Source organism: Pedobacter sp. NO84 (genome assembly GCF_059703915.1).
This window is the reverse complement of the sequence record NZ_AP046575.1, coordinates 70,617-94,308: the sequence shown is the minus strand read 5'-3', so window position 1 is coordinate 94,308 and position 23,692 is coordinate 70,617. Positions and strand designations below refer to the sequence as shown.

Sequence of the window (23,692 nt, the reverse complement as noted above, 5' to 3'; positions counted from 1 at the left end):
CGTTGTTTTTTTAATGCCTTAAAATTAATTTGGCCGGGATAATAATCTGTTGGTCTGGGAGTTTAGTTTTTGATCCCAATTGGGTTAAGAGCAGCTTGATAATGGTTTCTGCTATTTCTTCAAGCGGTTGCTGAATGGCAGAAATAGCTGGAGTGTGCAATTCAAACGCTTCATGGTCATCATAGCCGATCACACTTAATTCTTGATCCAATTTTTTATTCAATTGTTTTAACACTTTTAATCCACTAAGGGCTAAATAATTCGTGGCAAATAAAACCCCATCAATAGTTGTGTTTTTAAACAGTTGTTTTAGCTGTTTATTGGTATTTATTTCTTCTTGGTTAAAAGGTAAACTTAGAACTACATGTTGATCGAAGGGTATGGCGTAATCGGCTAATGCCTTTTTATACCCATCGAAACGTTCTTTAATTTGTTGTACATCAATATCAATGGTAACAAAGGCAATATTTTTTTTACCTTGTTTTATTAGGCTTTCTACCGCTTGGTAAGATGCCACATAGTGATTGGCGCCCACATAATTGGTGTTCAATTTGGGTAAATTCCGATCAAATAAAATCACTGGTTTGTGCTCATTCAACAAAATCTGGATGTCGTCTTCAATACCTTTAATTGGCGAAATAATATAGGCATCGACTTTTCTTGATTTAAACATATTGATCAGATCTTTCGCTTTTTCTACATTATTTTCAGTGCTCGAATAGATAATCTTATAGCCCTTTTTGTAGGCTTTATCTTCAATTAGGCGGGCAATTTTAGAAAAAAAAGAGTTGGATATGTCTTCTACTATCAGGCCGATAATATTAGAATTGCCCGTGCGAAGGCTACGGGCAATCTGATTTGGTTTATACCCACTATCGAGAATGATCTGCTGTACCTTCTTGATAACGGCTTCGCTGATCGATTTTTCTTTGGCTTTCCCATTGATAATGAAAGATACCGTCGTAATAGACACATTTGCCTTTAACGCGATATCTTTTATTGATAGGGTTTTCATCTGATCACTAATCTAAGGTGAACAATTTAGGCAAAAAAATTTCATTCCCAATCAATTTGGAGCATAATTGTATTTAAATAGCCCGAAACTGATCCCGATTTTATAAAACCAGCTTGATTGTTGGTAATAGATATTATAGAGATCTTGTCCATAATATCCTCCTTCGGCAAACAGGCCTGCCGAAGTAAATCCTGGGATCCGGTAATGTCCCGTAACATGAAAATTAATTCTATCGGCAAACGTTGCTTTTTTCAGATCATAAATAGAGCCAACCATCATGGGATTAGTAATTAGGCTTGCATATAATTCAACCCTTGTCCGTTCTACATGAAAATCCCTACCTCCAGTTTCAGGCCTGCCATTAATGAAGACTCTATATTTTGGCATGTAGGCCCAATTTGCAAGCAAGTTGATCCGCCTAGTGCCGTAAACATTATAAAGTTTAAGTCCTTCAGAAAGCCCAGTTGAAGTGGAAAAGCCAAGTTTGCCAGAGAAATTGTGAAATTCTTCCTTGCTTTTATGAAAACCAATTACATTAAATCCCAGCAAGAAATCATCCGCAAAATCGCCATTATAGGTATTTGCATAACCTCTCTTCCCCCAGGGCCTATCAACACTGTTGAATTCTTCGCCATCCTGCCCATCAGAGTGGTGATTAAATTTAAACGAGACTGCAAAGCGACTCTTTTTGCTTTTATCATATAGCTTCAAGGTACTTAGAAATAATTCTCCACCCGGTCTAAAAGAGGCCGTCCTAACGGGGTGTGAGCGATCACCTATCCGATAATCATTTTCCAAAATTCGAACTTCGAAATCGGGATTAAAATACAATGCAACCATTACCGAGTTTTCTGCACTGCCGAAATTCCAGTTTTCTGAAGAAATATCGATATATGGGCTTACCCTTGCATCCAATACAAAAGGGTATCGATCTGGTAATTCGGCGCTGGCCCATCGTTTATTTGAATAAAAAGATGCCTTTGATAAAAAAACACTTGATGAAATGTCTTCATTAAACCGGGCGTGTGTGTCTCGACGTTCCAGAAATACTGCTGTCGTACGTTTTGTTTTTGCCTCTATATTTGCTAGAGTGGGATCTTGCGATTTTACCTCAGTAAAAATCAAGCAAAATAAAAAAATTGAAGTGAGAGAGAATGATTTAAGCATAACGTTAATTTTTTTTATACTTAAATATAAAAATTACCTAATGAAAAATCAATAACAAGGTCATAATGAATAAAATATAAGAAAGATAAAATCTTGCGCTAGAATTAGCTTACAGCTAATAGATCAATTTGGGCATTCTTTCGGTGCTCCAAATTCCCACTGCTGATAAAAGATACCGCAGTATTAGACAAATTTGCCTTTAACGCAAATACCTTTTATCAATAGGGTTTATTTTAAAAATAACGTGCAGTTAAAAGCGGGCCTATTTTGTATATGGGAAATTTCTAGAAACTTTGCGCATCATGCGCTCTATCAAATCATCAGTAGAGGCAGTGATGTTATCATCCATAGTTTTGAAAAAGCGCCATAATAATTCGCCATCTGCAGCATTATTTAACGTTAGGGTTAAGCTTCCCGAACCTGTTTTACCTCCAAGACCTCCAAATAGCACCGCAGAAGCAATGGCACCCGCTTCAGATTTTGTCTGTTCTGTTTCAAAACGACCGCCGAGTACTGCATCAACTCCTAAAACTTTTGCAATTTCATCTTTTGTAAATTCGCCCAACTTATCAAGCATTCCTGCCTTTCTGAGCAACGTATTGGTTTTACTCACCTCCTGAAAAGTTACTGAATAGTCACTACCTTTTCGCAATAGGAAAGTATAAAGGCTGGATTGGATAGAGAATGACATGCCTTTTTCTTGTGCGGCATTTCCACTTTCGCTGTAGTTTTTTGGTGGTTTCTTGTAACTGATTTTGGTATCGAAAGGTAAAATAGCCACTACTTTATGCAGTGCAATTACACTTTTTAACTTCGGACTTTCAAAAACTTGCTTGGAACCTTCTAGCTGTGCCTTCGCACCAATGCTTAATACAATCATTAAGCATAATAATTTAAATTTTTTCATTTGTTAGCGTTTATTTAGGCTGCAATAATATCTAATCCATTACAACTTCACAAATGCTAAATGTTAAAAAGTCTTAAATTTTCAAATTTTCTAAAAAATCTACAAATCAAGAACCTGAGGCACTCGATGTTCTCTTGCTTTAGAAAAATTATAACAGTTAGCCCTCTTCAAGAATATGTTGGCTTCTAGAATTTCAGGCTAACTTTAAGGAGTGATTTGAGTTAAATAAGCGACGATCAGTTTCGCTGTCCGCTCTGAGGCACCAGCTGTTCCCATTTTTAGCGCCAATTCCTCATAACCCTCCATCATTTTATGCCTACCAGCGCCATCTACAACTGAGCTTAACTCGGAAGCAATATTTACACGGTTACAATCCTGTTGGATAAGTTCAGTGACCACTTTTCTATCCATTATTAAATTAACCAGTGAGATAAATTTGATTTTAACTAACAATCTTGCAATTCCCACCGATATTGCTCCCCCTCGATACAATACCACCTGAGGGATTTTAAACAAAGCTGTTTCTAAAGTTGCCGTTCCCGATGCCACTAATGCTGCATGGGCATAATGCAATAAATTATAGGTTTGTGAAAACACAAGTTTAACTTTTTTATCGCCAATATACTGTTGGTAATATGCTGCGGTAAACGTAGGAGCTGCGGCAACCACAAACTGATAGTCGGGAAATTGATCGATAATACTGAGCATATCTGGCAACAAACGTTCTATTTCCTGCTTTCTGCTCCCAGGCAAGAGCGCTATTATTTTTTGATGTGATAAAGTGTGATTGGAAATAAAATTTGGATCCGGAGAGAATTGATCAATTTCGTCTAATAATGGATTGCCTACATATGCCACATCCATCCCCCATGATTTGTAAAACTCTACTTCAAAGGGTAGGATGCAAAATAACTGGTCTACCACACGTTTTATTTTGAGTACTCTTTTTTGGTTCCATGCCCATACTTTTGGCGAAATATAGTAGCAAACTTTCAGTTGATGTTTTTTTGCAAACTCGGCAATTTTCAGATTAAATCCTGGGAAATCAATCAATACCAATACGTCTGGTCGATTTGCCAAAATATCCGCTTTGCAAACACTTAGGTTTTTAAGAACAGTTTTTAAGTTTAACACCACCTCGGTAAAGCCCATAAAGGCCATATCCGCATAATGCTTTACTAATACCCCACCCTCGGCCTGCATTTTGTCGCCACCAAAATACCTAAAATTCGCATTTTGGTCCTCAGTTTTAAGCGCCTTCATTAAATTAGCACCGTGCAGATCGCCAGAAGCTTCGCCAGCTATGAGGTAGTAATTCATTGTACTAGATTTGAGATGTGAGAGATGAGATGTAAGACATAGTTATATTATTGTCAGCTTTTGGCTTTTTGCTTTGAGCTTTAAGCTTTTACCTTAATACCTTATAATAAAAAAAAGCAAAGGCCCATAGAAACGTAACACTGATAATGCCCCTTGCGATATTATCCTTGTTTATTTTAAAAAAGTAGTTCATCAAAACTGCATTTATGGCGATACATGCTATCAGCAATAAATCCGCATTGCGTAATGCGATAACTTTTTGCATCAGCACCCATGCTCCTATTCCTGGGATGATCGGCGCAATAAACCCAATTGCAATGCCAATCCAAACACTATCTATTATTGACCTGATCTTTTCTATCATATTAACCTAGGTTATTTCCATCAGGGCCATTAGTTTGCCTGGTTTTGGCACTATTATCTAAAATTTCTGTAAAGCCCCAGGTATTTAAAATTGGGATGGCATGATGTGCGGTTAGATCAAATTGTACAGGAACAACAGAAACAAAACCATGATCTAACGCCCAAACATCTGTATCTTCTCCTTTATCATAGTTTTCGAAAACTCCAGTGAGCCAATAATAATGACGTTTATAGGGGTCGGTTCTTTCTTCAAAGTCTTCGGCCCATTTTGCATTTGCCTGTCTACAAATTTTAATTCCCTTTAGATCAGCACCCTTTGGAAAATTCACATTCAACAAGGTTGCTTCCGGTAAGCCGTTGGTTAAAACTTTCAAAGCAATAGTTTTAATAAATTTTTTACAATGGCTAAAATCTGCCTCCTGCGAAAAATCATCTAAGGAAAATCCAATGGAAGGAATTTTCTCGATGGCACCTTCAACCGCAGCAGACATGGTGCCAGAATAAATTACATTGATAGAATTATTTAATCCATGGTTAATACCCGAAACACATAGGTCTGGCTTTTTTCCCTTAAAGACTTTATTTACTGCCAGTTTCACACAATCTACGGGAGTACCTGAACATTTGTACATCTCTACGCCTGGGTATAGGTCAACCTTATCAAAACGTAGGGGTTTGCCAATGGTAATCGCATGTCCCATTCCCGATTGCGGACCATCTGGAGCTACTACCACTACATTTCCGATTTCTTGCATTACTTCAATCAGGCTTTTAATGCCAGGAGCCGTAATTCCATCATCATTAACCACTAAAATAGTTGGTTTCTTTGCAGTTTTATTCATAGCGTAAAAATACAAGATTAATTCCGATTAGCTAATTAGCAGATTAGCTAATTAGCTAATTATTTTTCGTCCATTTCTTAGGAAAGTGAAATCTAGCAACTATATTTGATTAGCTTATTGTTTAAACTGATCCTATTCATTTATTAGTGATACGGTCGACCACTTAATTTTATCAAACGAATGAAAAATAAACTACTTTTTTTAGTCTGTTTACTAATTACAGGCTCAAGCTTGATGGCTCAATCCACTTACCAATGGAAAACTGCCACAGCCAATGGGTACACTTACAAATATGTAAGCAATGACCCTTCTAAAACCCGTTTTTACACCTTGAAAAATGGATTAACAGTAATTTTATCGCCTAATAACAAAGAACCGAACATCGAGTTCCGTATGGCTGTTAGAGCAGGCAGTAATACTGATCCTAAAAATGCAACAGGATTGGCGCATTATTTAGAACATGTTTTATTTAAAGGAACCGATAAATACGGAACCAATAACTGGGAAAAAGAAAAACCATATTTGGATAAGATCGATGCGCTTTACGAAAAGTACAATAAGACAACCGATCCAGCTCAACGCAAGGAAATTTATAAAGAAATTGACAAAACCTCTGGAGAGGCTTCTAATTATTCTATTGCCAATGAATACGATAAATTGATGTCGGCTATTGGAAGCACCTCTTCAAATGCGCATACCTGGTACGAAGAAACGGTATATAACGAAGACTTCCCGTCAAACTCTGTTGATCGCTTCTTAGCCGTTCAAGGCGAAAGGTTTCGTAAACCTATTTTCCGTATTTTCCATACAGAATTAGAAGCTGTTTATGAAGAGAAAAATCGTGGCTTAGACAGTGATCCTAACAAATTAGATGAAGCGATGATGGAATTGTTGTTCCCCGTACACAACTACGGACAACAGACTACGATCGGCACAATAGAACATTTGAAAAACCCATCTTTAGTAGAAATTAGAAATTATTACAATAAATATTATGTTCCAAATAACATGGCGGCTATTTTCACTGGCGACTTTAATCCGGATGAAATGATTAAAAAGGTTGATAAAACCTTTGCCTACATGGTACCTAAACCTGTTACCCTATATAATCCTGCTCCTGAAAAACCGTTAACCAAAATCCAACAGGTTGAAGTTTTAGGCCCTGCAGCAGAAATGGTTGAGATTTATTACCGTGGTTATGCAGAAAACACACAGCAAAGCCTGATGTTAGACCTTATCCGTAGTATCTTAGTAAACGGTAAAGCAGGATTGATCGATATCAACCTTAACAAACAGCAAAAAACCTTAAGATCTAGCGCGGGTTATCAGCAAATGAAAGATTATGGAGTTTTCAATTTGTCGGCAACTCCTAGAGCTGGTCAAACCTTAGAAGAAGCTGCCCAATTACTTTTAGGCCAAATTGAGCTTTTAAAACAAGGGCAATTTGATGATGGCTTATTAAAAGCCATAGTTGCCAATCAAAAGCTAGGCTTCTTACAAGCATTTGATAGTAACGGTAATAGAGCTGAAAATTTATCTACCGAATTTATTTTAAATAGAGGAACCAAATGGGACAAAAGTTTGGGAGATATTGAAGATAAGGCTAAAATCACAAAGGCACAGGTTGTTGCCTTCGCCAACCAGTTTTTCCAAGACAATTATGTAATTGGCTATAAACGCAAAGGTGTAGACAAAAACACGGTAAAAGTAGAAAAACCGGCAATCACGCCGATAAATGCTAACGCGGGTTTAACTTCTCCATTTGTTAAAAATACCTTAGCAATGCCAGTTAAAGCCATTGCTCCTAAGTTTCTAGATTATAAAAAAGATATAGTTTTTGGTAAAGCGGGCTTAGCCGATGTATTAACTACCAAAAATTTGGACAATTCTATCTTTAGAATGAGCTATAGAATTAACATCGGCGCCAATAATTACAAGTTATTACCGTATGCATCAACTTATCTTACATTTTTGGGTACCGATAAATATACTGCCGAAGAGTTGAGCAAGGCATTTTACGATATCGCCTGTAGCTATAGTGTAAATGTTGGAGCTGAAGTTACTACAATTAGTATCAGTGGTTTACAAGAAAACTTCGACAAAGCGGTGAGCTTAGTTGAACATGTTTTAGCAAATGTTAAACCGAATGAAAAAGCATTGGCTGATTTGAAGGGAACAATCTTGAAAAGCCGTGAAAATAATAAATTGAATAAGGCACAGATCATGAATGCATTAACCTCTTACGCCCAATATGGCGCTGTTAATCCGTTTAACAACGTGTTAAGCAATGATGAGGTTAAAAACATCAAAGCAGAAGATCTGATTTCATTAATCCATAACCTTACCAATTACGAGCATGCAATCACGTATTATGGACCAAAAGATGTCGCCTCATTTACTGCAGATGTTAAAAAAGTACATTTGATGCCTAAAGAGTTCACCCCTGCGGCACCGGCCAAAGTTTATACTTACACTACACAGAATGCAAATCAGGTTTATTTTGCCAATTACGATATGGTACAATCTGAAATCCGTTGGTTAAGAAACACAGGTTTGTATAATAAAAATGATGCGGCGAATATTCAAGTTTTCAATAATTATTTTGGTGGCGGAATGGGCTCTATCGTGTTCCAAACCATTAGAGAATCGAAAGCACTGGCTTACTCTACGTTTGCTCAATATGTTTCGCCAGACAAGGCAGAAAAACAATACAGTATGATTGCCTATGTAGGTAGTCAGGCCGATAAAATGACCGATGCCATAAACGGAATGAACGAATTGTTAAACGTATTGCCACAGAGTGATAAATCCTTTGAAGGCGCAAAAGCGAATGTATTAAACAGCTTAGAAACTACCCGTGTAACTAAAGACGGTGTATTTTTCTATTATTTCGCAGACAAGAAGTTGGGTTACGACTATGATTCAAGAACAGATCTTTACAAAGAACTAAAACCAATAGACTTTGCAACAATTAAAGCTTTTCACGCAGATAAAGTGGCCAACAAACCATATACGTATGTAATTGTGGCCTCTGATAAGAGAGTGAAATTGGAAGATATGCAAAAATTTGGTGCCGTAACCACGCTAACCTTAGAACAATTGTTTGGATACTAGGCGCTGAGCGCAAAGCGTTTGGAGTTGGAACATAGCAACTTATTACTCCAAGCTCAAACTAAAAAAAAGCAGTTCTCTGAGGAGGACTGCTTTTTTGGTTAGGTCTACTACGATTTAAATAGTGTTCTCTCAAGTATGTCATGCTGAGGCTCTCGAAGCACGTCGGGAGTATACTGTCAAATACCTCGTATCTTTCGCTCAGTTACCTAGGCCTTCGAGAGCCTCAGGCTGACAATATCAGGTTCTATTTGGATTATAGGGTCGTGATCTTAGGCGCCTTAGGTGTCTAAGGTGGTTAAAAAATTTACCAAAACTCTATTATAACGACTTAATCCACTTTACCAGTTCGTCTCTACCTTTACCGGTTTTTTCCTGGATTCTGCCTAAGAGTTCATCATCTTTGCCTTCTTCGTGTGCTAAATCATCATCAGTTAAATCGCCATAGGCCTGTTTAACTTTACCTTTGATTTCATTCCATCTGCCTTGCCATTCTAACTTGTCCATTGTTGTAGTTTTTAGGTTTTACAATTGATTGATTACCTAAAGAACACTTAGGAAAGGAGAATGTTTATATTAATAACTCTTTGAATTAGCGAATTATCACATTAGCTAATGACTTGAACCGACGAATCCATGCATCTAGCCACAATTAGCTAATTATCCCATCATCACATTAGCTTATCATCACATTGGCTAATTATCGAATTAATCGAGCATTATCTATAATTTCTTGTACAATAGTTGGATCAAGCAAGGTACTCACATCTCCGAGGCTTGAGGTATCACCTTCGGCAACTTTTCGTAAAATACGTCGCATTATTTTTCCCGACCTTGTTTTGGGCAGTCCTGAAACAAAGAGAATTTTATCTGGTTTTGCGATAGCGCCAATTACACGCGTTACCGTTTGGAGGATGTCTTTTCTGGTCAAATCTTCATCTTTACTTAACCCCGGATAAATTACAAAAGCAAAAATACCTTGGCCCTTTACATCATGGGGATAGCCTACAACTGCGCTTTCTATCACACCGGCATGCATATTTATTGCATTTTCTACTTCGGCTGTGCCAATTCTGTGCCCAGAAACATTAATAACATCATCAACCCTTCCGGTAATCCGATAATAACCATCTTCATCACGTAAACACCCATCACCCGTAAAATATAAATTTTCGTATGTCGAAAAATACGTAAGCTTACAACGTTCATGATCGCCATAGGTAGTTCGCAACATACCTGGCCATGGAAATTTGATACATAAATTCCCGTTTACACCGTTTCCTTCAATCTCTTTACCGTTTTCATCAACCAAAATTGGCTGAATACCGGGTAGGGGCAACGTAGCAAAACTAGGCTTGGTTGGGGTAACGTAGGCAATTGGAGAAATCATAATCCCTCCCGTTTCGGTCTGCCACCAAGTATCAACTATCGGGGCGTTCTTATGCCCAACTTCTTCGTTGTACCAGTGCCAGGCTTCTTCATTAATCGGCTCACCTACAGAACCTAATACCCGAAGACTACTTAGGTCGATGCCTTTTAGTGGTTCGGTACCAAAGCCCATCAATGAGCGAATAGCGGTTGGGGCAGTGTATAAAATATTTACTTTATGCTTCTCTACAATTTCCCAAAAACGGGATGCATTAGGATAAGTTGGGATCCCCTCAAACATTAATGTAGTTGCACCTTGAGAAAGGGGGCCATAAACAATATAAGAATGTCCGGTAATCCAGCCAATATCAGCCGTACAGAAAAACACTTCGCCTGGTTGATAATTGAAGACATTAGAGAAAGTATAGCCTGCATATACCATATACCCACCACAGGTATGCACCACACCCTTTGGTTTACCGGTTGATCCAGAGGTATACAAAATAAATAGGAGATCCTCCGCATCCATTTCTTCGGCTATGCAGTTAGCATCAACCAGTTTCACTTCATCTTCCCACCAACAATCCCGCCCTTTTAACATGGATACTGGAGTTCGGGTATGGGTAAGAACAATTACTCTTTCGATGGTTGGGCAGCCTATTAAGGCGTCGTCTATTACCTCTTTTAATTGGATCTGTTTATTGCCTCGGAAAGCGCCATCAGCGGTGATCACCAGTTTGCAGGCGGCATCATTAATGCGATCTGCTATAGACTTGGCCGAAAAACCACCAAACACAACCGAATGTACTGCACCAATTCGAGCACAGGCCAGAACAGCTATTGCCAACTCCGGGACCATCGGCATGTAGATACAAATCCGATCGCCCTTTTTAACGCCATTCTTTTTCAACACATTAGCAAACCGGCAAACGCGATCATGCAATACTCTATAGCTTAACGTTATGCTATCCTTTTCAGGGTCATTTGGTTCCCAAATAATGGCTGGCTTATCACCATCGGTTATAATATGACGATCCAAACAATTGTCAGTGATATTTAATTTCGCTCCTTCAAACCACTTGATATTAGGTTCGCTAAAGTTCCAAGAAAGTACATTATCCCATTTTTTTTTCCAGAGAAAATTATCCGCAATCTCCGCCCAAAATTTTTCTGGCTCATTTACGCTTTTCTGATAGGTTTCCTGGTATTCTTTAAAGGAAGTGATCTGCATTTTAATCTGGTTGTGAGTTGATGACCCAAATATAGTGTTATACCAAAGTTTAAAAAAAATAATACTTAAATAAATCAAACGTTATATTTGGGTTGCACAAATTGATACTCCCTATGAAGAAATCCCTATGCCTGATGGCTTTTTTAGCTTTGATCAGTTTACAATCGTCGGCTAAAATCGGTTTTATAGACAAATCCTCCTTAGATACCCTAAAAAAAGGTAAAAACTATTTGCTCTTCAGCAAATCTGAAAATATAGGTAACGTAACCTTTAGTAAAGACAAGAAATCGAATGAAAATATAGTTTATATTCGTTTTGGTTATCCCACTCCCATCCCTTCTTCCAACTCTGTTAACGGCACCGTAATTACCAGTAAAAGGTATAATGAAGATGGTTCTGTGCCGATTTTTGATAAGATCGATATCATTAAGGGCAACTACACCGAAATAAAAAATAGCAAGGAAACAAAATATCGTAATCTATTCACTTTTACAGGGGTAGAATTTCCATTGAGATTAAAGCTATTTAGCGGAGCTGAAAGTATGGATGTAGAACTTACAGAAGCTGGCGAATGGAATATTGGAATTGAATTAAAAAATAATTAGCATTGCCCTTGACGATTACAAAAATAATGCTGATATTTGCACACTCTTAAAAAAATTAAGTAGCGAATAATCCATATAATAAATAAAGTCATGTCAAGAGTTTGTGATTTAACCGGAAAAAAAGCGATGTCAGGATTTAATGTTTCTCACTCAAACGTTAAAACTAAACGCAAATTTTACCCAAACCTACAACTTCAGAAATTTTATATCCCTGAAGAAGATAGCTGGATAACACTAAAAGTGTCTACATCAGCTATTAAAACCATCAATAAAATTGGTATTTCGGCAGCGATTAATCGCTTCGTGAAAAAAGGACATTTGTAATAACAATTGCTGACATCCATCAGCTACAATAATAAATAAAATGGCAAAAAAAGGTAACAGAGTACAGGTTATTCTAGAATGTACTGAGCATAAAACTAGTGGCATGCCAGGTATGTCTAGATATATTTCTACAAAAAACCGTAAAAATACTACTGAGCGTTTAGAATTGAAAAAATTTAACCCAGTATTGAGAAAAGTAACTGTACATAAAGAAATAAAATAATTAGCTATCCCGATAGCTATCGGGAGGCTAATTAGCTAATTAATTTAAAAAAGACATGGCAAAGAAAGTAGTTGCAACCCTAAAAACGGGTACAGGAAAAGAATATTCGAAAGTTATTACAATGACGAAATCACCAAAAAGTGGTGCATATTCATTCAAAGAAATCATTGTGCATAACGATCACGTTAAAGATGCGATTGCTGGTATCAGCAAGTAATCTTAGTAACGAATAGCATTAAAGCCGTTCCGTATTAAACGGAAGGGCTTTTTTATTTTAATATCATTCTATGGGTCTATTCGATTTTTTTAAGAAAAAAGAAACTGCTCCTGAAGCACAACAGGCTTTAGAAAAAGGGCTAGAAAAAACTAAAGAGGGTTTTTTAAGTAAAATAACTAAAGCTGTTGCAGGTAAATCATCAGTAGATGATGATGTATTGGACAATCTAGAAGAAGTATTGGTTACTTCCGATGTTGGCGTAACTACTACGTTAAAAATCATAGATAGAATCCAAGCCCGTGTTGCAAAAGACAAATACCTTTCTACAACAGAATTAAACCACCTTCTTCGGGATGAAATCCAGCTGTTATTGGCCGAAAACAACAGTAATGATTTCAGAAATTTCGAATATGGCGATCATAAACCGTATGTGATAATGGTTGTTGGTGTAAACGGCGTGGGCAAAACAACCACTATTGGAAAACTTGCCCATAAACTTAAGAATGAAAACCTTAAGGTAGTATTAGGTGCCGCAGATACGTTTAGAGCTGCTGCTGTAGAACAGATTAAACTATGGGGAGAAAGAGTAGGCGTTAGAGTAGTGGCGCAGGCAATGGGATCAGATCCAGCTTCAGTAGCTTTTGACACCCTGCAATCAGCGGTTGCGAACAATGAAGACGTAGTAATTATAGATACTGCCGGACGATTGCACAACAAAGTGGGATTGATGAATGAACTCGGTAAAATAAAAAATGTGATGCAAAAAGTTATTCCCAATGCCCCACACGAAATTTTATTGGTTTTAGATGGCTCTACAGGGCAGAACGCTTTTGAACAATGCAAGCAGTTTACCGAAGCAACCGATGTTAACGCATTGGCCATTACCAAATTAGATGGTACTGCAAAAGGTGGTGTAGTAATTGGAATTTCAGATCAATTTAAAATTCCGGTAAAATATATCGGAGTAGGCGAAAAAATGGATGACCTCCAGTTGTTTGATAAGAAAGCCTTCGTAAATAGTTTATTCAATTAGAGATGTGGTAATTAGCTAATTGGCTAATTCACAAATTATCACATTAATTACCACAACATGGACACTAAAAATTTTAAAAAAGACCTTATCATAGCTAAACCTAAAATTAACGTAATTACCTTAGGTTGTTCCAAAAACACCTATGATTCGGAAGTGTTGATGGGGCAATTACGTGGAAATAATTTGGCAGTTGAACATGAGGCAAGTTCCATGGGCAAAAACGATATCGTTGTAATTAATACCTGTGGATTTATAGATAACGCCAAACAGGAATCAATTGATACGATTTTACAATACAGTCAGCTTAAAGACGAGGGTAAAATTAGTAAGGTTATCGTAACCGGATGCCTTTCTGAACGCTACAAGCCCGAATTAGAATCTGAAATCACAAACGTTGATGCCTATTTTGGTACCAATGATCTCCAAAACATACTTCATAGTCTTGGTGCAAATTACAAACATGAGCTTATCGGCGAACGATTATTAACCACACCTTCGCACTTTGCCTATTTTAAAATAGCTGAAGGATGTAACCGCCCATGTTCATTTTGCGCCATCCCGCTGATGCGTGGCAAGCATGTGTCGAGAGACATGAACGAACTGGTTAACGAAGCTAAAATTTTAGCAGCCAATGGCACAAAGGAACTTATCTTAATTGCTCAAGACCTTACCTATTACGGGCTTGATATTTATGGCAAAAGAAATTTAGACGAATTATTGCGTCGTTTATCCGATGTTAATGGCATTGAATGGATCAGACTGCAGTACGCTTATCCTTCTGGTTTTCCCATGGAAATTTTGGATGCGATGAATGAGCGTGAAAACATCTGCAAGTACTTAGATATGCCCTTACAGCACATCACCGATCAGATGCTTAAATCTATGCGCCGTGGCATAACTAAACAAAAAACGATAGATATTGTAAGTGAAATCCGTGCCAAAGTACCTAACATCGCTATGCGTACCACATTAATTTGCGGCTATCCGGGAGAAACAGAGCAAGATTTTGAAGAAATGTACAATTGGGTTGAAGAAACACGCTTTGATCGCTTAGGTTGTTTTACTTATTCTCACGAGGAAAAAACCCATGCCCATCAGTTAATTGATGATGTACCCGAAGAAACCAAACAAGCCCGTGTGGATGCCATAATGGAGTTACAACAAGGGATTTCATTTGATATCAATCAAGAAAAAATAGGCAAAACGTTCAAGGTATTGATCGACAGGAAAGAAGGAGATTTTTTTATCGGAAGAACAGAATTCGACTCACCCGAAGTAGATAATGAAGTTTTGATTGATGCCTATTCTGGCTATGCTGCCAATGGAAGTTTCGTAAACGTTAAAATAGATCGAGCAGAAGATTTTGATCTATATGGCCAAATTGTCCATAACTTGTAAATCTTTAAAATATTAACAAATTATTTGCGAAAGGCATGAGCGCTTTGACAAACTTATTGTGCAAATTGCCTAAAGTTTGTCAAAGCTTATATAACACATGAAGGCAAAATATATCTCTTATCAGGATACGCATTCTTTTTCTAAACTGGTTTTAGATTATGTAGACGATGATCCTTTTCTAAAGTCTTTCTATAGCTTTCGCCCTGATTTGGAGGGATTAAAAAAAGCGGTCGAGAATAGAGAGTTTAAGGGGAATAGAGCCGAATTGGTGGAAGTTTTAACCCAGCAATACCAAAACGTAAAAACTAACAAATCTGTAAATCACAATATTAATTTACTGGCGGAAGCGAATACCTTTACCATCACTACGGGTCATCAGCTTAATTTATTTACCGGTCCGTTATATTTTATCTATAAAATTGTAACTGCAATTACACTCGCGCTCGAGCTAAAAATTGCCTATCCCGAAAAGAATTTTGTACCTATTTATTGGATGGCCACTGAAGACCATGATTTTGAAGAAATTAATCATGTAAGTGTTGACGAAAAAGACATTAGTTGGATCCAGCAAACAAATGGAGCAACAGGAAGGCTGAGCACTAAAACCGTTGAGGCAGCAGTTATGGCCTACAAAGGTTATTTGGGCATCAGCAAGAACGGAAAAAAGCTGGCCAAACTTGTAGAGACTGCATATTTAGAAAACGATAATCTTGCCGATGCTACCCGTGTTTTGGTAAACAGCCTATTTGAAAGGTATGGCCTTGTAATTATTAATGCTGATGATGTTAAGCTGAAAAAGCAATTTAGCGGAATTATTGAAGAAGATATTATTGAACAACATAGCTCCAGACTAACGGAGAAAACAAGCGAAGAATTAACTAAGAGAGGTTATAAAACGCAGGTAAATGGCAGGGAAATTAACTTTTTTTATTTAAAAGAGAATCTCCGTGAAAGAATTATAGAAAAAGATAATCATTACAACGTAAACCATACAGAGATAAGCTTTACAAAAGAAGAACTGAAACAGGAGATCAAAAATCACCCCGAGCGGTTCAGTCCGAATGTAATTATGCGCCCCTTATACCAAGAAGTTATTTTACCTAATATTGCATACATAGGAGGTGGTGCAGAAGTTTCTTATTGGATGCAGTTAAAAGCAAACTTTGATCATTATAAGATAGACTTCCCGGTATTATTATTAAGAAATTCTGCCTTAGTTATAGATAAACGCAGTGCTGAAAATCTAGCTAAATTAGGTTTCAGGCTAGAAGATGCATTTTTACCAACCTCAATCTTACAAGATACTTGGGTAAGAGCAAATAGCAAATTGTCATTGACTTTAACAGAAGAGAAAGACACTTTAATTGCATTCTTTGAAAAAATTGAAAATAAAGCCGAAATAGTCGACAAGACACTAGGTCTATCTGCTGAGTCGGCCAAAGTAAAAACCATTCGATTATTGGGTAACCTAGAAAAAAAATTACTGCGAGCAGAAAAAAGGAAGCATGAAATCTCTTTAAAACAAATTGAAAACGTAAAAAACAGACTTTTTCCCACTGGTGTGCTGCAAGAAAGAGTACTCAACATTGCTCCTATGTATGTAAACTATGGAGAAGATTTTTTATCTACCCTGATTGAAAATTTCCAGCCCTTAGGAGGAGATTTTACGTTAATTTTGCCTTAAGGGAGTCGGAAAGTCCGGAGTCCGAGAGTCCGAAGGTAGACCCCATCTCCATATGCATTACTCAATACTGTTAAAATGAATTTCATCACCTTACCCGAACACATACTTAGAACTTTTACACACACTGTTTTTAAAAAAATGGGCTGTTCTGACGATCATTCGGCCTTGGCAGCTGATGTTTTGATCCGATCAGATCTTCGAGGCATCGATTCTCATGGGGTGGCAAGGTTAAGTGGATATGTGCGGCTGTGGGAAAAGAAAAGAATCAATCCAAATCCAACCATTAAAATTGTACACGAAACTCCTACCACGGCAACGGTAGATGGCGACGGAGGATTAGGGTTGGTTGTTGCTCCTTTTGCAATGCGGATAGCTATCGAAAAGGCAGAAAAATATGGGAGTGGATGGGTAGCAGTTAAAAACTCGAATCACTTCGGCATCGCTGGATACCATGCGCTTATGGCCGTAGAAAAAGATATGATCGGCATAAGCATGACCAATGCAAGTCCATTGGTTGCCCCCACCTACGCCAACGAGCGTTTATTGGGCACTAACCCTATGTGCTACGCTTTTCCGGCGGGACAATTCCCACCTGTTGTGGTTGATATGGCTACGGCGGCGGCGGCGAATGGAAAACTGGAGATTGCCCAACGGGCAAACAAAAGCATTCCTGATGGTTGGGTGCAAGATAAAGGAGGCAAGATTTCTACAGATCCAAACGAACTTAAAAATGGGGGCTCATTGTTGCCGTTGGGCAGCGACAAGGACCATGGAAGCCATAAAGGATACGGATTAAGCGCCACTGTTGATATCTTATCAGCTGTGCTATCTGGGGCTAATTATGGTCCATGGGTTCCACCGTTTGTATCCTTTCTCGAACCACCTACCGATCCCGTTGGCGAAGGGATTGGTCATTTTTTAGGCGCCATGCGGGTGGATGGTTTCAGGCCTGTTAGCGACTTTAAAGCCCATCTCGACAATTGGATTACTCGATTTAAGAATGCCAAAACCATAGATCCTGCTCAACATGTTATTATCCCTGGAGAACCCGAGCATGCTTTTGAACAGGAACGAAAGAACACTGGTATCCCTATTATCGATGTGGTTGTTAATGATCTGAATGAATTAGCGGTTAAATTGGGTATTCCTAAAATTAGCTAATTGGTTGATTAATTAATCCCCTTAAAAATCCTGTTCCAGCGAATTTTGCTAAACCAAGAACCTTCACTGTCAAAGCTCATCCAAATAAATAAGGCTTTCCCTACGATGTGATCTTCTGGCACAAAGCCCCAGTAGCGCGAATCAGCAGAACCATGACGATTATCACCCATCATCCAATAATAGTCCATTTTGAAGGTATAAGAAGTAGCTAATTTATCATTGATATACCAATCCTTTCCCTTCTGTTCAACTTTATTTCCCTCGTAGGTCCTAATTGCCCTGTAATACAAAGGCATAGTTAAACTGTCTAGTTGTACCATCCATCCCTTAGCTGGGATTTTTATCGGACCAAAATTATCCAAATTCCATTTCCTGTGCGGATCATGTGGAAATAACCCACCTGGAAGCTCATCCGTTGGGGCTGCAACCATCATTGTTGCGCTCTTTACATAATCCTTCTTTTTAATTTCATCTATCATTTCTGACGTAGCTGTTGCAGCATAAGTGTCTGGGGATACCTGTTGAATTTCGGTTAGCCCCAAGTCTTTCAGTACTTCGAAGTTGATATCATTCGTTGTAAATACGATGCTATAAGGCATTAAACCTGTATTTTTTATCGGTTCGTCCTTACCATTTATATTGGCAACCCCATTTTTCATGCTTACTACGTCGCCAGCAATACCTATGCATCGTTTGATGTAATTTTCTCGTTTATCTACCGGCCTGCTTATAATGGTATATTTTTGATTCACATCCCTCCATCCATTTACCCTAATTAGATCATAATAACTCGGATTTTGGTATTCTAGAGCAACCGTATCCCCTTCTGGGAAATTAAATACTACTACATCATTACGTTTTATCGCTTGCAATCCAGGTAATCTTCTGTATTTCCACTGCACACCATCCCAATAAGCTTTAGTGGTTTGAGTAAAAGGAAGTGTGTGGTGCGAGAAAGGAAAGGCAATAGGTGTCATAGGTACACGAGCCCCATAATTAACTTTGCTTACAAACAAAAAGTCGCCAATTAATAACGATTTTTCCATTGATCCTGAGGGAATGGTATAAGCTTCAATAAAAAATACCCGGATAATAGTAGCTGCTACAACTGCGAAGATAATAGCATCAGTCCATTCTCTCGTTTTACTTTTTTTCTTTTTTGGTTCGGCATTCTTATTTTTCTGCCAGAATTTGTAGTTCATATATTTTGTTTGCTAAGCGCTTAGCGCCAAGCGCCCTGCGTTATTATTATTTAAAGTTAAAAACATCCGCAATATTATAAAATCCTTGCTTATTTTCTAGCCATTCGGCGGCAATTACAGCACCTAAAGCAAAGCCGGCCCTATTATGTGCCGTATGTTTAATTTCTATTTCATCTACCTCACTACTATAAAGCACGGTATGTGTACCTGGTACATTTTCTAGGCGATGTGATTCGATAAGCAATTGTTCATTTTTAATCACATCAGGTATAGGAGTACCTACCACTTCATTTAACCATTCTGATTTCCGATCTAATTCATCGATTATACCTTCGGCTATGGTCATTGCCGTACCACTTGGTGCATCTAGCTTCTGTGTATGATGAATTTCCTCAACCTGAACCTCATAAGCGGGATAATTATTCATCAGCCTTGCAAGTACTTTATTTAAATGAAAGAAAAGGTTAACCCCAACACTAAAATTAGAGCCATAAAGCAAGGTATTGTTACTATCTAGACAATCATTTTTGATTTCCTGCAATTTTCCGTACCATCCTGTTGTGCCTACTACCACGGGAACGCCTGCATCAAAACATTTGTAAATATTATCCACTGCGGCATCTGGTGCGCTGAAATCTATCGCAACATCTGCCTTTTGAAGGTTAGAGGTGGTAAAATCTTCCAAATTATCGATATTAATCTTCAGCACCACATCATGACCTCTTTCTTGTGCAAAACGTTCAATGATCTGACCCATTTTGCCGTATCCCAATAATGCTATCTTCATAATTTAATAGTGAGTTTTAAGGATGGTGCGGCGTTAAAACCGTAAAGGGTTTTAGAATTAATTAACGATGGGGCCACTTTAAACGATAACGTTTCGGTAACATTAAAATACTTTAAACGGGCGGTAACATAAGCATCTAAAGCATTTAAACCATATAGGCCTACCAAACTAATCAATACAATCTGACTATTTCTTTTATAGATATTCTTTGCCACATTGAGTGCATCTGTATTATCATAAAGATAAAACCTTCCAGTGGGATTAGGTTTCTTAAATTCTTGTCGATACTGTAGTTCTGCCAACACTTCCTTATACAGCCCTCTATTATCGCCATATGACATTACCAAGAATGTTCCTCCCACATATAAACCTGTGATTTTGGCAATGATATAAATCTTTTGAGCCACTTTTTTCCCGTTTACTGCACCGCTTTTTACATCATTAACTACCAGCCCGTAATTGTAGATTTGCCCCAATCCCGGAAATATCAATGAGCGGTGAAAGGCTTTTCTCCCAGCTATTTTACCTTGATTAATGTAGACCGGGGCGGCAAGCGTATCGTCCACACTTTTTTTAACGCTGTCTATTGGTTTTCGAACAGGGGTTTGGGCTCTTGCCGAAGCAAAAGAGATTCCGATTACGATCAAAATCAAAAGTGCGCGCATTACCAATCCAAAAGTTCTAAAATGCGGTTAAGATCATCATTAGACACAAAAGGGATTTCAATTGCACCTTTTCCATTATCGTTCACCTTTAATTTTACTTTGGTCGCAAATTTACTGGCAAGATCTTTTTGAAGTTTCTGATATTCGAATGAAACGCCTACTACATTATTCTTTGGTTTGATCTGCACATGGTGGATGCTCCGAACCAATTCTTCAACTTTGCGAACGGATAGTCCTTTATCTAGAATTTCTTGGTGGATATACAGTTGCTTATCACTCTCCTCTACACTTATTAATGCTCGGGCATGCCCCATAGAAATTTTATTATCGCGGATAGAAGCTTGTATAACTGCGGGCAATTTCAACAAACGGAGGTAATTGCTTACGGTTGTCCGATTTTTACCCACGCGTTCGCCCAATTGTTCGGGTTTTAGGCTACATTCATCGATCATCATCTGAAAACTTAAAGCTACCTCTAGGGCGTTTAAATTTTCTCGTTGGATGTTTTCGATCAAGGCCATTTCCAGCATCTGCTGATCATCTGCACTACGGATATAAGCAGGAATTTGGGTTAATCCAGCTAATTTAGCTGCCCTTAACCTACGCTCACCAGAGATTAGCTGATATATTGATCCGTTTTTCCGTACGGTGATCGGCTGGATTAGTCCTTGAATTTTTATTGATTCTGCAAGTTCATTTAGCGCAACCTGATCAAATTCTGTCCGTGGTTGGTAAGGATTGGTTTCGATATCACTGATATTTACTTCACTAATGCTTCCAATCTGGGTGGTTTGTTCAAAGGAATCGCGTTCACTCTTTTTTGAGGGATGAACCGAATCAGTATCATCTAAAAGCGCACTTAATCCTTTTCCTAAACCTGTTTTTCGCTGAAAAGATGTCATCTATATCTCGTTATAGGGTTGCCTTATTAATAGATTCTTCTTCGGCTACCAAACCATTTTTGCGAACAATTTCACGGGCCAAGTTTAAATAGTTAATTGCGCCCTTGCAATTGGCATCGTGCATAATAACAGAAACCCCATAACTCGGTGCCTCGCTCAAACGTGTATTACGCTGAATGATGGTATCAAAAACCAAATCCTGAAAATGTGTTTTCACTTCTTCCACAACCTGATTAGATAAACGTAATCTTACGTCGTACATTGTGAGCAGGATACCTTCAATTTGCAATTCAGGGTTTAACCTGTTTTGAACAATCTTAATGGTATTCAATAATTTGCCCAATCCTTCTAATGCAAAATACTCGCATTGCACAGGAATGATTACAGAATCGGCAGCAGTTAGGGAATTGATCGTAATTAAGCCCAAAGAAGGTGAACAATCAATGATGATAAAATCATACTGGTCTCGCACTTTTTCCAGAACGGCTTTCATTTTATATTCGCGGCTGGTTAAGTTTATCATCTCAATCTCCGCACCTACAAGATCAATGTGCGCAGGTAATAGATCTAGATTTGGAGTTTCCGTTTTTACGATCGCATCTAGCGGATCAACATCATTAATAATGCATTCGTATATGCTATTTTTAATATTTCGAGGATCAAAACCTATCCCAGAAGTAGAATTTGCTTGAGGATCCGCATCAACCAATAATGTTTTATATTCTAAAACCGCCAAACTGGCCGCTAAATTTATAGACGAAGTAGTTTTACCTACACCGCCCTTTTGGTTTGCTAAAGCAATAATTTTACTCATCTATCTTTTTAAAAATCGCCATCTGAATAACGGCTTTATTTTACAATAATTAGCTGAAAAAAATGCTATTTTTGTAGTTAAATAGGCAATTTTAACAATTAGCTAAGATACAAACTAAATCATAATTATAGTATTAAAGCCATAAGTGTTTTGAACATCTTATCAACAATTTTAGCATGATAACCCTCATCTCAGGTACCAATAGACCCTCCAGCAATACCCTCAAAGTAGCGAAATACTATCAGAAACAATTAACCAAAAAGGGTGTAGAAACTACCTTGCTCAACCTACAGGATTTGCCAGCAACTTTGATTGCTACAGATTTATATGGCAAAAGAAGTGAGGCTTTTGAAGAAATCCAACAATTAATTACCAAAACGAGTAAATTTTTATTCGTTATTCCCGAATATAACGGTAGTTTTCCGGGGGTGCTTAAAACTTTTATAGATGCCTGTTCATTTCCCGAAAGCTTTTACGATAAAAAAGCTTGCTTGCTCGGAATTTCATCAGGAAAATATGGAAATATTAGAGGAATTGAGCATTTTAACGGAGTGTGCGCCTATCTTCATCTAAATGTTATGCCTTTAAGATTGCATATCTCCGATATCAAAACAGAGTTAAATGAAAGTGATGAGCTTTTTAAAGAAGATACGTTAAAGTTTGTTGAGCAACAAATGGATAAGTTTATTAAGTATTGAGACGTGAGATATGGGATAGGGAGTAGATAACACTATGTAAATAACGCTTCGCGGATGATTTCACACCTGCATGCCGGCAGGCAGGGATTAAAAATGATTTCAAAGATTTCTGAAACTTGACCGGCTAAATTTTAACGGACTCTCGGACTTCCATCTTCCATCTTCCCTGCCTGTCCGGCAGGCAGGCATTTCACCTCTTACATCCCAAACCTAATCCACTTATCCCCTTCGTATCCAAACACAAAATACCCTGGATGCAACATTTCTGCGAAATCCTCTATCAACATTACCGCATTGGAAGCAGTTCGTGTTTTTTGAACATCGTCATTTAGTAAAATAATCCTGCCATTTTTTACCGCTGGCCAAGTCGGATCCAACAAAGCAGGTACTTCACGCATCAAATCGTTTAACGTTTTACCGGGTTGATAATAGATCAAATAAACTGCACCTATAATATCGGTTTCCAAAATCCCTCCAGCGGCATAAATTTCATCAGCCAATGCTACATGCGGAAAATTGAATGTATCAAGGCAAGCAACAGGCACTTTATCCATGAATTTGATTTTGTGGGAAACAATTTCTACACGTTCGTGCAATTCCTCCCGTAAAACCTCATCATTTTCACTATTTATCAGCTCATTTAAAAAAGACATCT

The 23,692-nt window shown here is 37.9% G+C and carries 24 protein-coding genes; 10 read left to right on the top strand and 14 right to left on the bottom strand.

The window, feature by feature from the left end:
- Positions 1 to 10: 10 nt before the first annotated feature.
- The 6 genes from AC6H0V_RS00395 to surE form a co-directional block, all read right to left on the bottom strand.
- Entirely contained in the window at positions 11 to 1,015 is a 1,005-nt protein-coding gene (locus tag AC6H0V_RS00395) for a LacI family DNA-binding transcriptional regulator (RefSeq protein WP_497561720.1), read from the bottom strand.
- A gap of 51 nt (positions 1,016 to 1,066) precedes the next feature.
- The gene (locus AC6H0V_RS00390; protein ID WP_497561719.1) at positions 1,067 to 2,182 is read right to left on the bottom strand and encodes a hypothetical protein; all 1,116 of its coding nucleotides are present in this window, start codon (positions 2,180 to 2,182) and stop codon (positions 1,067 to 1,069) included.
- A 262-nt stretch (positions 2,183 to 2,444) separates the two neighbouring features.
- Positions 2,445 to 3,089 carry a hypothetical protein gene (locus AC6H0V_RS00385; protein ID WP_497561718.1) on the bottom strand — a complete coding sequence of 215 codons (645 nt, stop codon included), beginning with the start codon at positions 3,087 to 3,089 and terminating at the stop codon, positions 2,445 to 2,447.
- 204 nt (positions 3,090 to 3,293) lie between these two features.
- Entirely contained in the window at positions 3,294 to 4,409 is a 1,116-nt protein-coding gene (gene lpxB / locus AC6H0V_RS00380; RefSeq protein ID WP_497561717.1) for a lipid-A-disaccharide synthase, read from the bottom strand.
- Between the two features lie 88 nt (positions 4,410 to 4,497).
- Positions 4,498 to 4,773 carry a stationary phase survival protein SurE gene (locus AC6H0V_RS00375; RefSeq protein ID WP_497561716.1) on the bottom strand — a complete coding sequence of 92 codons (276 nt, stop codon included), beginning with the start codon at positions 4,771 to 4,773 and terminating at the stop codon, positions 4,498 to 4,500.
- A gap of 1 nt (position 4,774) precedes the next feature.
- Entirely contained in the window at positions 4,775 to 5,614 is an 840-nt protein-coding gene (surE, locus tag AC6H0V_RS00370; protein WP_497561715.1) for a 5'/3'-nucleotidase SurE, read from the bottom strand.
- Positions 5,615 to 5,794: 180 nt separating this feature from the next.
- Here surE and AC6H0V_RS00365 point away from each other — a divergent pair, with 180 nt between their 5' ends.
- Positions 5,795 to 8,728 carry a M16 family metallopeptidase gene (locus AC6H0V_RS00365; RefSeq protein ID WP_497561714.1) on the top strand — a complete coding sequence of 978 codons (2,934 nt, stop codon included), beginning with the start codon at positions 5,795 to 5,797 and terminating at the stop codon, positions 8,726 to 8,728.
- A gap of 318 nt (positions 8,729 to 9,046) precedes the next feature.
- On the opposite strand, the gene AC6H0V_RS00360 is transcribed toward AC6H0V_RS00365, so the two are convergent.
- Both AC6H0V_RS00360 and acs read right to left on the bottom strand, forming a co-directional pair.
- Complete coding sequence (locus tag AC6H0V_RS00360) at positions 9,047 to 9,232, bottom strand: CsbD family protein (RefSeq protein WP_497561713.1); 186 nt, start codon at positions 9,230 to 9,232, stop codon at positions 9,047 to 9,049.
- A 193-nt stretch (positions 9,233 to 9,425) separates the two neighbouring features.
- Positions 9,426 to 11,324, bottom strand: a complete 1,899-nt coding sequence (gene acs / locus AC6H0V_RS00355) for an acetate--CoA ligase (RefSeq protein WP_497561712.1) — start codon at positions 11,322 to 11,324, stop codon at positions 9,426 to 9,428.
- Positions 11,325 to 11,437: 113 nt separating this feature from the next.
- Between acs and AC6H0V_RS00350 the strand changes: the two genes are divergently transcribed.
- From AC6H0V_RS00350 to AC6H0V_RS00315, 8 genes are all read left to right on the top strand, one after another.
- Entirely contained in the window at positions 11,438 to 11,929 is a 492-nt protein-coding gene (locus tag AC6H0V_RS00350; RefSeq protein WP_497561711.1) for a hypothetical protein, read from the top strand.
- A 90-nt stretch (positions 11,930 to 12,019) separates the two neighbouring features.
- Positions 12,020 to 12,253 (top strand): 50S ribosomal protein L28, encoded by a 234-nt coding sequence (gene rpmB, locus AC6H0V_RS00345; RefSeq protein ID WP_497561710.1) that lies wholly within the window; start codon positions 12,020 to 12,022, stop codon positions 12,251 to 12,253.
- Between the two features lie 40 nt (positions 12,254 to 12,293).
- Entirely contained in the window at positions 12,294 to 12,476 is a 183-nt protein-coding gene (gene rpmG, locus AC6H0V_RS00340; RefSeq protein WP_015809322.1) for a 50S ribosomal protein L33, read from the top strand.
- A gap of 55 nt (positions 12,477 to 12,531) precedes the next feature.
- Positions 12,532 to 12,693, top strand: a complete 162-nt coding sequence (locus AC6H0V_RS00335) for a DUF4295 domain-containing protein (protein ID WP_497561709.1) — start codon at positions 12,532 to 12,534, stop codon at positions 12,691 to 12,693.
- A 70-nt stretch (positions 12,694 to 12,763) separates the two neighbouring features.
- Positions 12,764 to 13,726: a signal recognition particle-docking protein FtsY gene (gene ftsY, locus AC6H0V_RS00330; RefSeq protein WP_497561708.1), complete on the top strand. Its 963-nt coding sequence runs from the start codon at positions 12,764 to 12,766 to the stop codon at positions 13,724 to 13,726.
- A 57-nt stretch (positions 13,727 to 13,783) separates the two neighbouring features.
- Entirely contained in the window at positions 13,784 to 15,124 is a 1,341-nt protein-coding gene (rimO, locus tag AC6H0V_RS00325; RefSeq protein WP_497561707.1) for a 30S ribosomal protein S12 methylthiotransferase RimO, read from the top strand.
- Between the two features lie 97 nt (positions 15,125 to 15,221).
- Complete coding sequence (gene bshC, locus AC6H0V_RS00320; protein WP_497561706.1) at positions 15,222 to 16,808, top strand: bacillithiol biosynthesis cysteine-adding enzyme BshC; 1,587 nt, start codon at positions 15,222 to 15,224, stop codon at positions 16,806 to 16,808.
- Positions 16,809 to 16,883: 75 nt separating this feature from the next.
- Positions 16,884 to 17,969: an Ldh family oxidoreductase gene (locus tag AC6H0V_RS00315; RefSeq protein ID WP_497561705.1), complete on the top strand. Its 1,086-nt coding sequence runs from the start codon at positions 16,884 to 16,886 to the stop codon at positions 17,967 to 17,969.
- 8 nt (positions 17,970 to 17,977) lie between these two features.
- Here the strand turns inward: AC6H0V_RS00315 and lepB are convergent, their stop codons facing one another.
- Genes lepB through AC6H0V_RS00290 form a run of 5 tightly spaced genes read right to left on the bottom strand, consistent with a single transcriptional unit; the run spans position 17,978 to position 22,339 of the window.
- Entirely contained in the window at positions 17,978 to 19,171 is a 1,194-nt protein-coding gene (gene lepB, locus AC6H0V_RS00310; protein WP_497561704.1) for a signal peptidase I, read from the bottom strand.
- Between the two features lie 46 nt (positions 19,172 to 19,217).
- Complete coding sequence (gene dapB, locus AC6H0V_RS00305) at positions 19,218 to 19,958, bottom strand: 4-hydroxy-tetrahydrodipicolinate reductase (protein ID WP_497561703.1); 741 nt, start codon at positions 19,956 to 19,958, stop codon at positions 19,218 to 19,220.
- A complete protein-coding gene (locus tag AC6H0V_RS00300) occupies positions 19,955 to 20,623 on the bottom strand; it encodes a DUF5683 domain-containing protein (RefSeq protein ID WP_497561702.1) in 669 nt (222 codons plus the stop codon). The genes dapB and AC6H0V_RS00300 overlap by 4 nt, the downstream gene beginning before the upstream one ends.
- On the bottom strand, positions 20,623 to 21,525 hold the full coding sequence (locus AC6H0V_RS00295) for a ParB/RepB/Spo0J family partition protein (protein ID WP_497561701.1): 903 nt from the start codon (positions 21,523 to 21,525) through the stop codon (positions 20,623 to 20,625). The genes AC6H0V_RS00300 and AC6H0V_RS00295 overlap by 1 nt, the downstream gene beginning before the upstream one ends.
- A gap of 10 nt (positions 21,526 to 21,535) precedes the next feature.
- The gene (locus AC6H0V_RS00290; RefSeq protein WP_497561700.1) at positions 21,536 to 22,339 is read right to left on the bottom strand and encodes a ParA family protein; all 804 of its coding nucleotides are present in this window, start codon (positions 22,337 to 22,339) and stop codon (positions 21,536 to 21,538) included.
- Positions 22,340 to 22,515: 176 nt separating this feature from the next.
- Here AC6H0V_RS00290 and AC6H0V_RS00285 point away from each other — a divergent pair, with 176 nt between their 5' ends.
- The gene (locus tag AC6H0V_RS00285; protein WP_497561699.1) at positions 22,516 to 23,037 is read left to right on the top strand and encodes an NADPH-dependent FMN reductase; all 522 of its coding nucleotides are present in this window, start codon (positions 22,516 to 22,518) and stop codon (positions 23,035 to 23,037) included.
- Positions 23,038 to 23,234: 197 nt separating this feature from the next.
- Here AC6H0V_RS00285 and AC6H0V_RS00280 read toward each other — a convergent pair whose 3' ends face one another.
- Positions 23,235 to 23,690 (bottom strand): hypothetical protein, encoded by a 456-nt coding sequence (locus AC6H0V_RS00280; RefSeq protein WP_497561698.1) that lies wholly within the window; start codon positions 23,688 to 23,690, stop codon positions 23,235 to 23,237.
- Positions 23,691 to 23,692 lie beyond the last annotated feature (2 nt).

What these genes read in the sequence shown, in the direction of transcription:
- AC6H0V_RS00395 (WP_497561720.1), bottom strand. Translation starts at nt 1,015, where the DNA reads ATGAAAACCCTATCAATAAAAGATATCGCGTTAAAGGCAAATGTGTCT.
- AC6H0V_RS00390 (WP_497561719.1), bottom strand. Translation starts at nt 2,182, where the DNA reads ATGCTTAAATCATTCTCTCTCACTTCAATTTTTTTATTTTGCTTGATT.
- AC6H0V_RS00385 (WP_497561718.1), bottom strand. Translation starts at nt 3,089, where the DNA reads ATGAAAAAATTTAAATTATTATGCTTAATGATTGTATTAAGCATTGGT.
- lpxB (WP_497561717.1), bottom strand. Translation starts at nt 4,409, where the DNA reads ATGAATTACTACCTCATAGCTGGCGAAGCTTCTGGCGATCTGCACGGT.
- AC6H0V_RS00375 (WP_497561716.1), bottom strand. Translation starts at nt 4,773, where the DNA reads ATGATAGAAAAGATCAGGTCAATAATAGATAGTGTTTGGATTGGCATT.
- surE (WP_497561715.1), bottom strand. Translation starts at nt 5,614, where the DNA reads ATGAATAAAACTGCAAAGAAACCAACTATTTTAGTGGTTAATGATGAT.
- AC6H0V_RS00365 (WP_497561714.1), top strand. Translation starts at nt 5,795, where the DNA reads ATGAAAAATAAACTACTTTTTTTAGTCTGTTTACTAATTACAGGCTCA.
- AC6H0V_RS00360 (WP_497561713.1), bottom strand. Translation starts at nt 9,232, where the DNA reads ATGGACAAGTTAGAATGGCAAGGCAGATGGAATGAAATCAAAGGTAAA.
- acs (WP_497561712.1), bottom strand. Translation starts at nt 11,324, where the DNA reads ATGCAGATCACTTCCTTTAAAGAATACCAGGAAACCTATCAGAAAAGC.
- AC6H0V_RS00350 (WP_497561711.1), top strand. Translation starts at nt 11,438, where the DNA reads ATGAAGAAATCCCTATGCCTGATGGCTTTTTTAGCTTTGATCAGTTTA.
- rpmB (WP_497561710.1), top strand. Translation starts at nt 12,020, where the DNA reads ATGTCAAGAGTTTGTGATTTAACCGGAAAAAAAGCGATGTCAGGATTT.
- rpmG (WP_015809322.1), top strand. Translation starts at nt 12,294, where the DNA reads ATGGCAAAAAAAGGTAACAGAGTACAGGTTATTCTAGAATGTACTGAG.
- AC6H0V_RS00335 (WP_497561709.1), top strand. Translation starts at nt 12,532, where the DNA reads ATGGCAAAGAAAGTAGTTGCAACCCTAAAAACGGGTACAGGAAAAGAA.
- ftsY (WP_497561708.1), top strand. Translation starts at nt 12,764, where the DNA reads ATGGGTCTATTCGATTTTTTTAAGAAAAAAGAAACTGCTCCTGAAGCA.
- rimO (WP_497561707.1), top strand. Translation starts at nt 13,784, where the DNA reads ATGGACACTAAAAATTTTAAAAAAGACCTTATCATAGCTAAACCTAAA.
- bshC (WP_497561706.1), top strand. Translation starts at nt 15,222, where the DNA reads ATGAAGGCAAAATATATCTCTTATCAGGATACGCATTCTTTTTCTAAA.
- AC6H0V_RS00315 (WP_497561705.1), top strand. Translation starts at nt 16,884, where the DNA reads ATGAATTTCATCACCTTACCCGAACACATACTTAGAACTTTTACACAC.
- lepB (WP_497561704.1), bottom strand. Translation starts at nt 19,171, where the DNA reads ATGAACTACAAATTCTGGCAGAAAAATAAGAATGCCGAACCAAAAAAG.
- dapB (WP_497561703.1), bottom strand. Translation starts at nt 19,958, where the DNA reads ATGAAGATAGCATTATTGGGATACGGCAAAATGGGTCAGATCATTGAA.
- AC6H0V_RS00300 (WP_497561702.1), bottom strand. Translation starts at nt 20,623, where the DNA reads ATGCGCGCACTTTTGATTTTGATCGTAATCGGAATCTCTTTTGCTTCG.
- AC6H0V_RS00295 (WP_497561701.1), bottom strand. Translation starts at nt 21,525, where the DNA reads ATGACATCTTTTCAGCGAAAAACAGGTTTAGGAAAAGGATTAAGTGCG.
- AC6H0V_RS00290 (WP_497561700.1), bottom strand. Translation starts at nt 22,339, where the DNA reads ATGAGTAAAATTATTGCTTTAGCAAACCAAAAGGGCGGTGTAGGTAAA.
- AC6H0V_RS00285 (WP_497561699.1), top strand. Translation starts at nt 22,516, where the DNA reads ATGATAACCCTCATCTCAGGTACCAATAGACCCTCCAGCAATACCCTC.
- AC6H0V_RS00280 (WP_497561698.1), bottom strand. Translation starts at nt 23,690, where the DNA reads ATGTCTTTTTTAAATGAGCTGATAAATAGTGAAAATGATGAGGTTTTA.